Consider the following 14,341-nt stretch of genomic DNA (forward strand, 5'->3'; position numbering starts at 1 on the left):
AAAGAACCAAACGATTTCCGTCGCGCTCCCACACCATTTCCTTCCTCTTTGTCGTGATCATATCATCGGGATGGTAAACCAGTCAATAAAATTTCATTAAATTTTTAACTTTTGTAAGCGAATTCTTACTAAACTATTTTAATTAACCCCTAAATTAATTAAAATACTGCTTTTAATGCCCTATAAAACCGGCTTGTCTTAACGATTCTCCAAATGTAAACTTAAATATAACTAAAATTTTAAGCTAATCTTTAGAGGAGCCGCATATTGAAAATAAGAATGAGCGATATCGCCAAAATGGCTAATGTGTCGATCGCCGCTGTTTCTTTGGCCCTTAGCGGGAAGCCGGGAATAAGCGAGGAAACCCGCGCCAAAATTTTGACCATCGTTAAAGAAACCGGCTATTTGCCCCGCGCCATGGTCAAAGCGGAGCAAGTGTATGGCCTTGCTCCTACTCTGCGTTTCGTGGCCTGCACCGATTCCGGCATTGTTTCGAACCACTATAACCAGCAGCCTTTCTTCATGGAGCTTATTCGCCACATAGAGGAGCAGTGCCGGGCCGGCGGGTATTCCCTGTTCTTCTCCTCGGTTCCCTATGACCGGTTCGAAGAGGCCATCGAAGAGCTGGAATCCGGGCATAAATCGAACGGCATCCTGCTTCTCGGCACGAACCTTTCCCGGAAGCAGATTGAATTGGTGGAGAGCATGCAGCCGAATCTGGTCGTCATCGATACCTGCCTGGAGACGATGGACGCCAACTTTATTGTGATGAACAACAGGATGGGCGCCTATCAGGCCGGGAGCTATTTACTGGAGCTCGGTCACCGCAAAATCGGCTACGTGCAGTCCAACGCGCGGATGTACAACTTCGACTCCCGCAAGCAAGGCTTTCTTCAAGCGCTTTCGGAAGCGGGGGTCCTCCTGCCGGGCAAGCATCTTTTCACCGTGTCGCCGACGGTCGTCACCTCTCAGGAAGAGCTGAAGAACCGCCTCCTCTGCTTGAAGGGCGATTGGCCGACCGCTTTATTCTGCGAATGCGATTATATGGCCATAAGCGCGATGAAGACCCTTTATGAAGCGGGACTACGCGTTCCCGACGATATCTCGGTCGTTGGCTTTGACAATATTCAGGAAGCGATGATCGTTACTCCCGAATTGACCACGGTGCATGTCGAGAAGCTGAAAATCGCCGAGTTGGCCGTAGCCAAGCTGATGGCGGGCACGGAAGGAACGGAGCTGGTAAAAAGCAAGATCTGGCTCGATACCCGTCTGGTGATCCGAAACTCATGCCGGAAGCTATAGGCCAATTAAGCAATCCCTATCCCACATGACTTAGAAAAAGAGAGCGGACAAGTCCACTCCCTTAAGGAAAGCATGGGGATATCATTGGATCAGAACCGTTTGGTTAGGAAGAAGGAAGACCTCGAGAATTTCCCCTTCCCTCCGAAAGGCAGCCGGACGGCCGTCCGGCTCGACGATCTTCCGCGATTCGGCCTGCTGCAGACGAAGCCGGCATGTCCCTTCCCCGTCGGCCGTAACGGCTGCCTGCATAAGCCGCCCCTCCTGCCATTCGATATCGACCGTATACCCGCCTCTCGCCCGCAAGCCGCGAACCGCCCCCTTCTTCCAGCTGGATGGAAGGGCAGGCAGCACATGCAGCTCTCCGCGGTGGCTTTGCAGCAGCATTTCGGCGATTCCGGCCGTTCCCCCAAAATTGCCGTCGATCTGGAAAGGAGGATGATTGTCGAACAGATTAGGCAGCGTGGAGTGACGCAGCAGCTCCTCGATGTGATGAAGGGCTTCGTCCCCCTCCAGGAGCCTCGCCCAGAAATTGATGATCCACGCCCGGCTCCAGCCGGTATGGCCTCCTCCATTTTGGAGCCTTTGCTGCAAGGTTACCTTGGCCGCGGCGGCAAGCTGCGGTGTCGAGGCCGGACTGATTCGGGTACCGGGATGAAGAGCGAACAGATGCGAAATATGCCGATGCCCGGGCTCCGCCTCCCTCCGTAAATCGGGATGTACTTAAAAATAAGATAGTACAGGATGCCTGCGATCGACAGCAGATAGAGATATTTGTTCTTGGCAAAGTCCTTTCGAATCACGCGCCAAGCCCGGCTCTTAACCGGAGAAGTGACGACGGAGCGAACGGCTCTTTCCATCAGGATCCCCCCTTTCGACTTGGATGGTTGGAGTGGAACAACTTGCTAGTGACCAATGTATCACCAAAGATAACGCTTTCACAACGCTCAGAAATTATGTGCGAGATTTATATAAGGAGTGGAAAATAGTGAAGTCCGCTGGGTGGGACCGGCCTTTCTGCTAGCTTCCGCCCATATAGGATAGGCCGTTTCTCTAATTTGGATTCCATCATTCCGTCATACAATCGCCACCGATCGATCACAATTATGTGAAAATAATCACATACCTTGCGATATAATGAAGACAGGAAGTTTATTCCGGTATCCTTAAGGTTAATGGTTTACGTTAGGCTTTTTTTTGCGCGCTAGATTAGAGAATCCATAAGGTTGGAGGTCGTCCTATGTTTCCGAATGATCCCGTGCTTTTCAGCCGTATCCTGACGGCGCTGACGCTAGGCTTTCACATCATCTTCGCGACGATCGGGGTCGGCGTTCCGCTGATGATTGCCCTGGCCGAATGGACCGGCATCCGCCGGAAGGATCCCCACTATTTCCTGCTCGCCCGGCGGTGGGCGCGCGGCTTCGTCATTACCGTTGCCGTCGGGGTAGTGACCGGAACGAGCATCGGCGTTCAGCTCAGCCTGCTTTGGCCCAGCTTCATGCGGGTCGCTGGTCAAGCTATCTCCCTGCCGCTGTTTATGGAGACCTTCGCCTTCTTCTTCGAAGCCATCTTTCTCGGCATCTACCTGTACACCTGGGACCGGTTCCGCTCCAGGTATACCCATTTTCTGCTCGTCATACCGGTCGTGATCGGATCTTCCTTCTCCGCCGTTTTCATTACGATGGTCAATGCGTTTATGAATACCCCTCAAGGATTTACCCTTGAGGGAAACCGGATTACCGATATCGATCCGATCAAGGCCATGTTTAATCCGGCCACACCGACCGAGGTTTCCCATGTACTCACTTCAGCGTACATGACCTGCGCCTTCGTTCTGGCTGCGATCGCCGCCTTCTCGCTTCTGAAGAAACGGACGCACGTCTACTATTATAAAGCCCTCAAACTGACGATGACGGCGGCTCTTGTCTTCTCGCTCGCCACCGCTTTGGTTGGCGATCTGTCGGGCAAATTCCTGGCCAAGTACCAGCCCGAGAAGCTGGCGGCGGCCGAATGGCATTTTGAAACGCAGACGCATGCGCCTCTTATATTGGGCGGCTTTCTCGATGAGAACAACGAGGTCCGTTTCGGCATCAAAATCCCCTACGCCTTAAGCATACTCGCTCATGGAACTCCCGGCAGCGAGGTGAAGGGGCTGAATGAAATTCCCGAGGACGAACGTCCCCCGCTCTTCGTTCATTACTTGTTTGACGGGATGGTTTCCATTGGCATTCTGCTCATTGTCGTCTCCGGCTGGTACTGGCTCGCCGTCTGGCGCAAGCGCGGGAATCCCCACAACCGGCTGCTCCTGAGGCTGATAGCGGCCGGCGGTCCGCTTTCCCTGCTCGCCATTGAATTCGGCTGGATCTACGCCGAAATCGGGCGGCAGCCCTGGATTCTTCGCGGCTATATGAAAACGGCGGAGGGAGCCACCACCTCGGAGCATGTAGGCCTTATGCTGGTGCTGTTCCTGCTGCTGTACGCCCTTCTCGCCTTCACCTGCACCAAGGTGCTCGGCCGCTTGTTCCGCAACAAACCGGCCGAGCAGGAGCTCGCCGACATGGAAAGGAGCGAATAACCGATGAGCTACGAACTGCTGGGCATTACGGTGCTTTGGATTTTTCTGTACGGGTATGTCATTGTGGCCTCTATCGATTTTGGGGCGGGCTTCTTCAGCTACTACAGTGTCCTCACCGGCAAAAGGCATCTCATCCAGGGCATCATCGAGCGTTACCTTTCCCCCGTCTGGGAAGTGACGAACGTCTTCCTCGTCTTCTTCTTCGTGGGGCTGGTCGGCTTCTTCCCGGATTCAGCCTATTATTTTGGAACGGCCCTGCTCATTCCGGGCAGCATCGCCGTGATCCTGCTCGCTATCCGCGGCTCGTACTATGCCTTCGGCAACTACGGCAGCAAGGACAGCAGGCTGTATCTGCTTCTGTACGGAGCAAGCGGCCTCCTCATCCCGGCAGCCCTTTCCACGGTGCTTACCATATCCGAAGGCGGCTTCATCGAAGTGACCGGCGGCAAGGTTCACTTCCTGTACGGCGAGCTGTTCCGCAGCCCTTATTCCTGGGCCGTCGTCCTTCTGGCGCTGGTCAGCGTGCTGTACATCTCGGCTGCGTTCCTCGCCTTCTATGCGAACCGCGCCGGCGATCGCCCCGCCCTGAGGATAGTGCGGCGATATGCGCTCGCTTGGAGCGGCCCGACGATTCTCGCTTCCCTGCTGGTGTTCTTCGCGATTGATCACCACAATCCGGTCCACTTCAACCGGATGGTTGACCTGAGCTGGATGTTCGTGCTTTCGTTCCTGTTCTTCCTCATAGGGCTGTACCTGATTTGGCGGAACCGGCATTACGGCCTTGCCTTTCTCTGCGTCATGCTGCAGTTCGCTTTTGCCTTCTTCGGCTACGGGGCGGCTCACCTGCCCTACATTCTGTACCCTTATGTTCAGCTGTACGACAGCTTTACGAGCGAAACGATGGCCATCGCCCTGATCGTTGCTTTTGTGGCGGGCCTGCTCCTTCTGATTCCGTCGCTCTACCTGCTTATGCGCCTGTTCCTCTTCGACAGCCGGTATGTGCAAGGAACAAATAAGAAAGGATGACGTCCCATGGAGCATTTTCTGATTATGATCGCCCCGCCCCTTATCGTCGTCTTCTCGATCGCCGTCCTGTTCTTCTTGACGGGCCGCCGGAAGAGCGACAACGGCTCCCGCTAAAGGATCGCCTGAACCGGCGGGCCGGCCGGTGCCATGAAGAGTGGAACCCTCCCGCTCTCACAACGAACAAAAAAGGCAGCCTCCTCGTCATACCAGATGACGAAGGGCTGCCTTTGATTAGTTGGTCCTACAATTAGCTGAAGTATACGGCCTTGCCGGTACGGCTGGACTCGTAAATGGCTTCGAGAATTTCGGAAACGACCAGAGCCTGCTCCGGAAGAACAACCGGATCGGTGTCGTTCAGAATCGCTTCGATCCACAGACGGGCTTCCAGGTCGGCATCGCTCTCGGTTTTGCCGCTGTAGAAGGCTACTCCGCCGGACTTCAGGTTCACTTCACGGGAATACAGACGGCTGTGCTCTTCCCCGTTGAAGCGCAGGGAGTTGTTCTCCATGTCCGCGCCGCCTTCGGTTCCGCAAAGCGTAACCTTGGCTTCTTTCACATCGAGGGTGTTCAGGGCCCAGGAGGATTCGAGGATAATGGTCGCCCCGTTCTCCATGGTGATCATACCGAAAGCGGAATCCTCAACCGTAAACTTCTTCGGATCCCAAGGACCCCAAGCGTTGGCCGCGTTCTCGCGCTGGGACAGCTTATGGTAGGAGGTTCCCAGAACGACCTTCGGCTTGTAGTTGTCAACCATCCACAAAGCCAGGTCAAGGGCATGGGTTCCGATGTCGATGAGCGGACCTCCGCCCTGCTTCTCTTCATCGAGGAATACGCCCCAGGTCGGAACGGCGCGGCGGCGGATGGCGTGAGCCTTGGCGAAGTAAATTTCACCCAGGTCTCCGCTTTCGCAAACCTTCTTAAGATGCTGGGAATCATTACGGAAGCGGTTGTTGTAGCCGATCGTCAGCTTCTTGCCGGAGCGCTTGGCTGCTTCGAGCATGCGGCGGGCGTCGGCAGCCGTTTTGGCCATCGGCTTCTCACACATAACATGCTTGTCGGATTCCAGGGCGGCGATGGAGATCTCGGCATGGGAATCGTTCGGCGTACAAACGTGAACGACATCAATGGATTTGTCCTGCAGAAGCTCTTTGTAGTCTTCGTACACTTTAGCGCCTTCTGCACCATATTTCTCTGCAGCAGCTTGAGCTTTTTCTACGATGATATCGCAGAAAGCAACGAGCTCGATATTGTCCAATTTGGACAAGCTCGGCATGTGCTTTCCATTGGCGATGCCTCCGCAGCCAATGATTGCGATTTTAAGCTTCTTCGACATGGAATAAATCCTCCTTTGAATTATGGAGCAAATGATACTAGAATATAGTATAGACCTACGTATTCCAAAAGGAAATGTTTATTCTGGTTGTCCTTGTATGTAATTTTGGCATTTGGGAGGAAGCCTTCCGTGGAATTCTTCAATGAGAACATTCAATATGAAAACCCTTTATTGTCCCTCAAAATATTCGAAGCTCACCGGCACCGGGAAGAGCAGCTCGGACGCTGGCATTATCATAAAGAGCTGGAGTTTTACGCCGTTCAGGAAGGCCATATCGAGGTCCATGTCGAGGACGAATTCTATCAGCTGAAGCCGGGCGAGCTGGCTCTGGTCGGCTCCTCGCAGCTTCACCGGGACCGCACGCTGTCCGAAGCTTCGAAGTATTATGTGTTTCAGTTTGACATCCAGCACTACATGGACCAGAGCGTCCTTCCATACTTCCGCTTTTTCTTCGAACCGGGCTTTCCCCTCAGCCGGTTGAACTATATTTTCAAGGAAAACGAAGCCGTCCGCCGCGAAGTGTACGACTGTGTTCAGGAGATCTTCAAGGAGTCCCAGGCCAAGCAGGAGGGCTACGAGATCGCGGTCAGCATGCTGATCAAGAAGATCATCCTGTGCCTGATCCGCCACGATTCCCGGAAGCTGATGCACAGGCGGGACAACGCGGACCTTATCCGGCTGAAGCCGGTGCTCGATTATATCGACGAGAATCTTTCTCATAAGATTCAGGTTGAAGAGGCAAGCAAGGTCGCGAACATCAGCTACTACTACTTCGTGAAATATTTCAAAAAAGCGATCGGCATGTCGTTTCTCGAATATGTCAATTACAAAAAAATAAAACGCGCGGAGCGTTTTCTGCTGACGAAGGATATGAGTGTCGCCCAGATCGGCGAAGAAATCGGAATGCCCAACATGGCTCACTTCTACAAGCTGTTCAAGAAATACAACGACTGCTCTCCGAACGAATACCGCAAGAAGATGCTGGAATGGTCGCAGGAGCCCTCTTAAGTGCCGGCCGAGTAGACGGACCAGCCCTCCTGCCCCCCGACTGTTAAGCCCTTACCTGCCCTCTCCGGCCGGGTAAGGGCTTATTTGGTCCGCTGGGTCGAAACCAGCTTGTAGCCGACCCCCCGGATCGAGTCGATCTGAACGGTATCCTGGTTCATCTCCAGCTTCTTGCGAAGGGAGCTGACATGAACGTCGACGGTTCTCTGGCCGCCTATGTAATCAAAGCCCCATACGACATTCATCAGGTCGTCCCTCGTCACCACCACTCCCGGTCGTTGGACGAGGTAGAGAAGCACCTCGAATTCCTTCGGCCGCAGGGGAATGGACTCTCCGTTCAGAAGAACTTCATACTTGTCCGGGTAGATTCTCAGATCCCCGACCGTAAAGACCTTCTCGCCCTCCGGGCTCCGGTCGGTCATCGCCTCGCCGGGCTGGGTCCGCCTTAACACGGCTGTCACGCGGGCGAGCAGCTCCGCTACCCCGAAAGGCTTCGTCATGTAATCGTCGGCCCCGTATTTGAGCCCTTGAACAACCTCTTCCTCGGCATTTCGTGCCGTCAGGATGATGACAGGCGTCTTCACGCCCTTCTGGCGGAGCTTCGCCAAAATTTCGAAGCCGTTCATCCCCGGAAGCATGATGTCGAGAATGATAAGGTCAAAAGGCTGCTGGAGGGCTGTCTGAAGCCCGTCTCCCCCATGCTCGGCCACTTGAATCTCATAGCCCTCCTGCGTCAAGTTATAGGACAGAAGACGGGCAAGCGTCGGCTCGTCTTCGATAATTAGAATGGTATGCGGCATGGGCATCCCCCCAGTTGATAAGAAAGTCAAAGGTCCGGCCTCTCTATTCTAGCACGTATGCGTAAAGATCATGTAAAGCAAATGTTAACGGAATGTTAAAACCGGCCGGGCCGTCCCAAACCCGGTTAAGGGTGAAGAACCGGGATTTCAATGATAAACCGCGAGCCCAAGCCGACTTCACTTTCTACGGCAATGGTGCCGTGGTGAAGCTCCACCAGATGTTTCACGATGGACAGCCCCAGCCCCGTTCCGCCCGAGCTGCGGGATCTGGCTTTGTCCACCCGGTAGAAGCGCTCAAAGATCCGGGGGAGATCCTTCTTCGGGATGCCCATTCCGGTATCGGAGATGGTCAGGCGGATCTTCTCTTCTTCCCCTGAGGCGGCCACAAGCGGTTCCACGCTGACCTTCACCTTGCCGCCCTCCGGTGTATAAGCGATTCCATTGGAAAGCAGGTTGATGACGATCTGGCGAAGCCGGTCCTCGTCGGCTTCCAGATACAGATCCTCTCCGGCTTCGAGCTCCAGGGTGATCTTCTTCTTGTCCGCCTGGGCTTTCATGACATGCACCGTCTTCTCGATAAACTCCTTCAGTTCGACCGGAGAGAAATGAAGCGGGATCCGTTTCGATTCGATTTTGGAAAGCTCCAGAATATCCCCGATCAGCCGGTTCAAACGGTCACTCTCTTCATAGATGATCTGCAGGAAAGACTTTGCGGTTTCGGGATCGTTCATGGCGCCGGCAAGCAGCGTTTCGGCAAAGCCTTTGACGGCCGTTACCGGTGTCTTCAGCTCATGCGAGACGTTGGCCACGAACTCGCTTCTCATCCGTTCGAGACGGCGAACCGCCGTTATGTTGTGCAGCACGATCAGGACGCCGGACCATTCTCCGTTTGCCCCATACAGCGGATTAAGGTTAATCTCCAGAATTCGCTCCTCGGGATAATAGAACACCACTTCATCCCGGACGTACTCCCGGGTCTCCATGCATTCGCGGATCATCTGGGAAAATTCAACCTGCCGGTTAGCGGCCTCGTAAGGCTTGCCGAGCAGTTCTTCCGAGGTGAAGCCCAGTAAATCCTCCGCCGCCCGGTTAAGCAGAACAATTGTATGGCTGCGGTCGATCATGAGCACTCCGCTCATCATGTTATCCAGAACGTTCTTCAGCCTTCGTTCGTTCTCCGAGATTTGCTTCATCTGAACCTCGAGGCTGTCGGCCATCGTGTTGATCGCCTCTCCCAGCCGGCCGACTTCGTTCCGCCGTGATGCGCTCACCCGGTACTTGTAATTGCGGTTCGTGATCTGCTGTGCCACCTGGGCGATCGTTTCGAGCGGCCGCGTGAGGTTATAAGCGATCCGGAAGCTGACCATGACCGCGATCAGGAACAGAATGGCGAGTCCGAACAGCAGGAAGCGCCAAAGCTTATCGATGGACTCCTCCACCTGCTCCAGCGACATGGCAAGCCGGATATAGGCGATCGTCTGCCCGTTCTGCTTGACGGCCTTAGCGGCGTACAGCATATTTTGTCCAATCGTATCGCTGTGCCGCGTGGAGAACCCGATGGTCCCCTGGGCGGCATCCTGGATCTCTTCGCGCCCCAAATGGTTGTCCATCGTGGCGGGGTCGTGATCCGAATCGCCCAGGACCGTTCCATCGGCCGCTATATACGTTATTCGTGCCCCCGCGGCTTCCTTGTAATAGTGAACTTTGTCGCTGTAAACCTTCATTAAGTCGGGTATGCTCCCCGTTCTTGTCCATTCCCCGGAAGCCAGAATGACGGCGATTTCCCGTTCCATATTCGTCTGCAGGGCATCGATGTAGCTTCTTTTCAGCAGCTGTCCCGTAAACAATCCGGCGACGAGCACGGACATCCCGATCAAAGCAACGAATAGCAGAGTAAGCCTAACGCGAAATTTCTCCAATGGGGTTCCCCTTCCTTCGACGCAGGAGGCGGTTGGCGCCTCTTGCGCGTATCACTACCCATGGTAATACGGTTTTCCGTGAAAAGAAAGGCGTTCGTTCGTCTATCGTGTGCCCGCTTTCTAAAGATTATGTAAAGAAGGTGCCAGAAGGGATACCTCTTCGGCACCAGGGAATCCTACCGTAAGAACCCCTGTCCAATAAAAAAGCCCCCCAAGCCGCCGATGGCGGCTGGAGAGCCCGATAAGTCCAAGAAGATTAACCTTAGCCGATAAATTCCTGTACCCATTCCCCGTTGTAGTACGCGACGCCGATCGTCGTGAAGTTAGGGTTGAGAATATTTTTGCGGTGACCGTCACTGTTCATCCACGCGTTCATCACCTCTTGCGGAGTACGCTGCCCTTTGGCGATATTCTCTCCCGCATAGGAGTAAGAAATGCCGTAGCTGCGCATCATGTCAAAAGGCGAACCGTAGGTCGGCGAGTTGTGGTCGAAGTAATTTTTGTTGTACATGTCGACCGCTTTATCCTTCGCCATGGCCGATAGAGCGCTACTTACGGAAAGCGGCTTAAGCCCGGCTTTGGCCCGTTCCTGGTTCACCAGGTTGACGACTTCGGAGGCAAACTGGGAAGCCGTTGTCGGTGCGGCTGGTGCCGGTGTCGGCTTAACCGGTTCTGGCGTTGGGGCTACCGGAGCTGGTGTTGGCTTAACCGGCTCTGGCGTTGGGGCTGCCGGAGCTGGTGTCGGCTTAACCGGCTCTGGCGTTGGGGCTGCCGGAGCGGACGGAACGCCGGGTACGGTTACGACGTAACCTTGCCAGAAGGCTTGGCCGTTATCAAACAGCGGCTTAAGCTGTTCGACCCCTTTAAACGTAAACCCGCTTTTCTGAAGAAATGTATATAACGATTGATAATCGTTACCCGCCGGGGTGGCCCCTTCGGCATGTGCAGCCCCTACCGAGAGAAGAGGCGTAAGAGCAATAACACCTGTCATGACTACTTTCTTAAAAACATGCTTCAATGCAATAATCCTCCCTTTGCAGCCTGCGAGGTTAGCTGTCGGGTTCGGGATCAGAGAGTTGCCCGACCACTTGACGTGGTTTCACCCCAGTTGTGGTTCCCCCGCGCCCCTTAAGGGGCTTCGGCCTAAATTTGTAAGCCCCATCAGGTTACCATAATCCCTTCCTGTCTATCATCCTACAAATTATGGATTTACTAGAGAACAGGATAGCTAATCCACCCACTTCCTCCCGATTTCGCGCCTTATCTACCTTATTCAGGAACCGTCGACACCCTTGATAACGAAGACGAATCCTCCAACGATAAAAAGACCATCTGCCGCGCAGATGGTCCCTACCCAATTCTTATTACTGGAAAACCGGCTCCTTAAGCTCAGATAGCTTCTCAAGTGAATGCTTCTCCACGTCGGCGTGAAGGCTGTTGCCATGGGAATCCATGGTCACGATCGCGGCGAAGCCTTCCGTCTGAAGGTGCCACATCGCTTCCGGCACCCCGAATTCCATGAAGTCCACTCCCTCGACCTTCTTCAGGCAGCGGGCATAGTACTGGGCGGCGCCGCCGATAGCGTTCAAATAAACGGCTCCGTGCTCCTGGAGGGCTTTAAGCGTTTTGGCGCCCATGCCGCCCTTGCCGATGACCGCGCGGATGCCGAATTTCTTCAGGATGTCGCCTTGGTAAGGCTCCTCCCGGATGCTCGTCGTCGGGCCGGCCGCCTTGACGTGCCATTCTCCCTGCTCGTCCTTGCTCATGACCGGTCCGCAGTGATAAATGACCGAGCCGTTCAGGTCCACGGGGGAATCGTGGTCCATCAAATACTTGTGCAGCGCATCGCGCCCGGTGTGCATCATCCCGTTGATGACGACGACGTCCCCAACACGAAGCTCGCGGACCTGTTCTTCTGTAATCGGCGTCTGAAGCACGATCTCGCGGCGCTCCGGCTGGCCGGCCGCAGCCGCCACTTCCGCTTCGTCCCTAACGGCTACCTTCTCTCCTGTGCTGCTGTTGTAGATCCATTCCCGGATTTCCCCGGTTTCCGGATCGAGAAGAACTCCCTGCCGGCGGTATGCCCAGCAGTTGTAAGCGACGGAGACGAAGAAGCTGGCCGGCAGGCGGTTCATCACGCCGACCTTGCAGCCGAGCAGCGTCACTTGCCCGCCGAAGCCCATCGTGCCGATGCCTAGCTTGTTGGCGTTCTCCAGGACGTACTCCTCGAGCTGGCGAAGCTCCTCGTTCGGGTTCACGTCGTCGGTGCGGCGGAACAGCTGATGCTTGGCGAGCTCGTAGCCCGTCGTGCGGTCCCCGCCGATGCCTACCCCAATGAAGCCGGCACTGCAGCCCTGCCCCTGGGCCTGGTAGACCGCATGCAGAATGCATTTGCGGATGCCGTCCAGGTCACGGCCGGCTTTGCCCAGGCCTTCAAGCTCTGCAGGCAGGCTGTACTGGATGTTCTTGTTCTCGCAGCCGCCGCCCTTCAGAATAAGGCGGACGTCGACTTCGTTGCGTTCCCACTGCTCGAAATGGATAACGGGTGTACCCGGTCCGAGGTTGTCGCCGCTGTTGGCCCCTGTCAGGGAGTCCACGGAGTTCGGACGCAGCTTGCTGTCCTTCGTAGCCTGGCTGACGGCTTCTAAGATTTGTTTTTTCATAACAATCTGGTTAGCACCAACCGGGACATGTATAATAAAGGTAGGCATGCCGGTATCCTGGCAAATCGGGGACACGTTACATTCAGCCATTTCGATATTATCGGCAATGGTAGAAAGGGATAAGGCGGCACGGGTTCCGCTGTCCTCCTGCGCTTTGGCACGGTTAATGGCTTCCCTAACATCGCCGGGAAGATTAGTGGATGTTTCCACGATCAGTTTATAAACGCTCTCTTGAAAATGCTTCATGGAACGGGCTTCTCCTCTCGATTGGCTCAGCAATCTGTAATCTAGTAATCCGCCGGTGCTTAGGTTCCGTTTAGAAGCTAATACCGGGATACGCATCCCTATAATTATAGCATATCGGCGTCGTTTGAAAATGCAAAACGCAGGATGGAGAGGAACAGTTACGCATGATCAAGTTTTTGTTGAGAACCGCGGTTATCGCAATCGCCGGTCTTACCTTTCTCGTTTCGAGCCTGAGTGCTTTTAAGCCCGAAACGCTTTACCGCAGCCAGGTGGCGGTTCTCATGTATCATCACATTCACGACACGGACCAAAGCGGAGCCACGATCACTACCGAGCTTTTTCGCAGCCAGCTCTCGTATTTGAAGGGGCGCGGCTATCATTTCATCTCTCTTCAAGAATTCAAGGATTTCATGAATGGGGCCGCGGTGCCGGATAACGCCGTCCTTGTTACCTTTGACGACGGCTACGAGGGATTTTACCAGAACGCCTATCCCGTTCTGACCAAGCTGAACATTCCTGCGGTCAATTTCATCATCACGGGCACGCTGGATCATCCGCTGGACGGCAACATTCCTTTCCTGAACCGCGACGAAATCCGGACCATGACCTTGCATTCCCCGGGAATCGAGGTTCAATGCCACACGGACAGCCTTCACGGCAAAACGGAAGGAGACCAGGGCAAAGCCCTTCTGGTCGCCCGGCTTCCGAAGGACGGCCGGACGGAGACGGAGGACGAATACAAGAAACGGATCGTGGACGATACCCGAGCCTGCACAGGCCGGCTGAAGGATCTGACGCCGCATCAGGTGGACGCGATGGCCTACCCGTACGGGATCTATAATCCACTCGCCGCCTCGCTGGTAAAAGAAGGCGGAATCCAATACGCCTTCACCATCCTTCCCCGGATGGCCACTCAAGGAATGGACCCGCTAAGAATACCGCGCATTAACGCGGGAAGTCCCTATATCACTCCCCTTGCTCTTCATAACATGATCATGCGGCGGGTGACCGCCCCCCGACCCGCCAAGAGCATGGTCGGGCTGAGGGATACCCTCGAGCAGGTCGGCGGAGAACTGACGAAGGACAAAGCGGACGGCAGCACCGTTATCCACTACAACGGGATCCAATGGAAGGTCCGCCCGGGCAGCCAAGAAGCCGTCAGCGGGGAACGTGTCTTGACGCTGGATAAGCCGGTGACGATTGTCGGCAGCCGTTCCTACATTCTGCTGGAAGATCTGGAGAAGCTGCTCGGCATCGACATTTCGTCCGATCCCCATACCCGGTTGTACACGGCCCGGCTTCCGGACGCAAGCGATTCCGACGCGGAAGGCCGTAAGGGGCAGCGCTAAATCGCATAGACCGTTAACGCTACCGGATAAGGCAGGACCGCCTTATCCGGTAGCTCTGTTTAGCCGCATCCCGGACTGGCGATGCGGCTTGGCGGGCTCATCGCCGCCCGCCCATTCTATCTCTCG

General features: G+C 55.0%; 12 protein-coding genes, 1 pseudogene and 1 riboswitch. Of the genes and pseudogenes, 6 read left to right on the forward strand and 7 right to left on the reverse strand.

The window, feature by feature from the left end; all coding sequences use genetic code 11:
* Positions 1-267: 267 nt before the first annotated feature.
* Positions 268-1,302, forward strand: coding sequence for a LacI family DNA-binding transcriptional regulator (locus tag MJA45_RS20135; protein WP_315603685.1), 1,035 nt, complete (start codon positions 268-270; stop codon positions 1,300-1,302).
* Between the two features lie 81 nt (positions 1,303-1,383).
* Here MJA45_RS20135 and MJA45_RS20140 read toward each other — a convergent pair.
* Both MJA45_RS20140 and MJA45_RS20145 read right to left on the reverse strand, forming a co-directional pair.
* Positions 1,384-2,001, reverse strand: a pseudogene (locus MJA45_RS20140) (glycosyl hydrolase family 95 catalytic domain-containing protein); the annotation flags it as partial.
* Positions 1,896-2,159: a hypothetical protein gene (locus MJA45_RS20145; protein ID WP_315603686.1), complete on the reverse strand. Its 264-nt coding sequence runs from the start codon at positions 2,157-2,159 to the stop codon at positions 1,896-1,898. The pseudogene MJA45_RS20140 and the gene MJA45_RS20145, both read right to left, overlap by 106 nt.
* A 380-nt stretch (positions 2,160-2,539) precedes the next feature.
* On the opposite strand from MJA45_RS20145, the gene MJA45_RS20150 reads away from it, so the two are divergent.
* The 3 genes from MJA45_RS20150 to cydS are packed head-to-tail and all read left to right on the forward strand — an operon-like array spanning position 2,540 to position 5,014.
* Positions 2,540-3,874 (forward strand): cytochrome ubiquinol oxidase subunit I, encoded by a 1,335-nt coding sequence (locus tag MJA45_RS20150; RefSeq protein ID WP_315603687.1) that lies wholly within the window; start codon positions 2,540-2,542, stop codon positions 3,872-3,874.
* Positions 3,875-3,877: 3 nt separating this feature from the next.
* Positions 3,878-4,900, forward strand: a complete 1,023-nt coding sequence (locus tag MJA45_RS20155) for a cytochrome d ubiquinol oxidase subunit II (RefSeq protein ID WP_315603688.1) — start codon at positions 3,878-3,880, stop codon at positions 4,898-4,900.
* A 6-nt stretch (positions 4,901-4,906) separates the two neighbouring features.
* Entirely contained in the window at positions 4,907-5,014 is a 108-nt protein-coding gene (cydS, locus tag MJA45_RS28670) for a cytochrome bd oxidase small subunit CydS family protein (protein ID WP_407083060.1), read from the forward strand.
* 133 nt (positions 5,015-5,147) lie between these two features.
* On the opposite strand, the gene MJA45_RS20160 is transcribed toward cydS, so the two are convergent.
* Complete coding sequence (locus tag MJA45_RS20160; RefSeq protein WP_315603689.1) at positions 5,148-6,233, reverse strand: Gfo/Idh/MocA family protein; 1,086 nt, start codon at positions 6,231-6,233, stop codon at positions 5,148-5,150.
* A gap of 129 nt (positions 6,234-6,362) precedes the next feature.
* Here MJA45_RS20160 and MJA45_RS20165 point away from each other — a divergent pair, with 129 nt between their 5' ends.
* Complete coding sequence (locus tag MJA45_RS20165; RefSeq protein WP_315603690.1) at positions 6,363-7,241, forward strand: AraC family transcriptional regulator; 879 nt, start codon at positions 6,363-6,365, stop codon at positions 7,239-7,241.
* 80 nt (positions 7,242-7,321) lie between these two features.
* On the opposite strand, the gene MJA45_RS20170 is transcribed toward MJA45_RS20165, so the two are convergent.
* The 4 genes from MJA45_RS20170 to MJA45_RS20185 form a co-directional block, all read right to left on the reverse strand.
* On the reverse strand, positions 7,322-8,038 hold the full coding sequence (locus MJA45_RS20170) for a response regulator transcription factor (protein ID WP_315603691.1): 717 nt from the start codon (positions 8,036-8,038) through the stop codon (positions 7,322-7,324).
* Positions 8,039-8,163: 125 nt separating this feature from the next.
* Positions 8,164-9,957: a two-component system histidine kinase PnpS gene (gene pnpS / locus MJA45_RS20175; protein WP_315603692.1), complete on the reverse strand. Its 1,794-nt coding sequence runs from the start codon at positions 9,955-9,957 to the stop codon at positions 8,164-8,166.
* A gap of 262 nt (positions 9,958-10,219) precedes the next feature.
* Positions 10,220-10,975 carry a CAP domain-containing protein gene (locus MJA45_RS20180; protein ID WP_315603693.1) on the reverse strand — a complete coding sequence of 252 codons (756 nt, stop codon included), beginning with the start codon at positions 10,973-10,975 and terminating at the stop codon, positions 10,220-10,222.
* Positions 10,976-10,980: 5 nt separating this feature from the next.
* A riboswitch (cyclic di-AMP (ydaO/yuaA leader) is annotated at positions 10,981-11,111 on the reverse strand.
* 210 nt (positions 11,112-11,321) lie between these two features.
* The gene (locus MJA45_RS20185) at positions 11,322-12,866 is read right to left on the reverse strand and encodes a fumarate hydratase (protein WP_315603694.1); all 1,545 of its coding nucleotides are present in this window, start codon (positions 12,864-12,866) and stop codon (positions 11,322-11,324) included.
* Positions 12,867-13,030: 164 nt separating this feature from the next.
* Between MJA45_RS20185 and MJA45_RS20190 the strand changes: the two genes are divergently transcribed.
* Positions 13,031-14,215: a polysaccharide deacetylase family protein gene (locus MJA45_RS20190; RefSeq protein WP_315603695.1), complete on the forward strand. Its 1,185-nt coding sequence runs from the start codon at positions 13,031-13,033 to the stop codon at positions 14,213-14,215.
* Positions 14,216-14,341 lie beyond the last annotated feature (126 nt).

The sequence above is a fragment of the Paenibacillus aurantius genome, assembly GCF_032268605.1.
Taxonomy (GTDB): domain Bacteria; phylum Bacillota; class Bacilli; order Paenibacillales; family NBRC-103111; genus Paenibacillus_AO; species Paenibacillus_AO aurantius.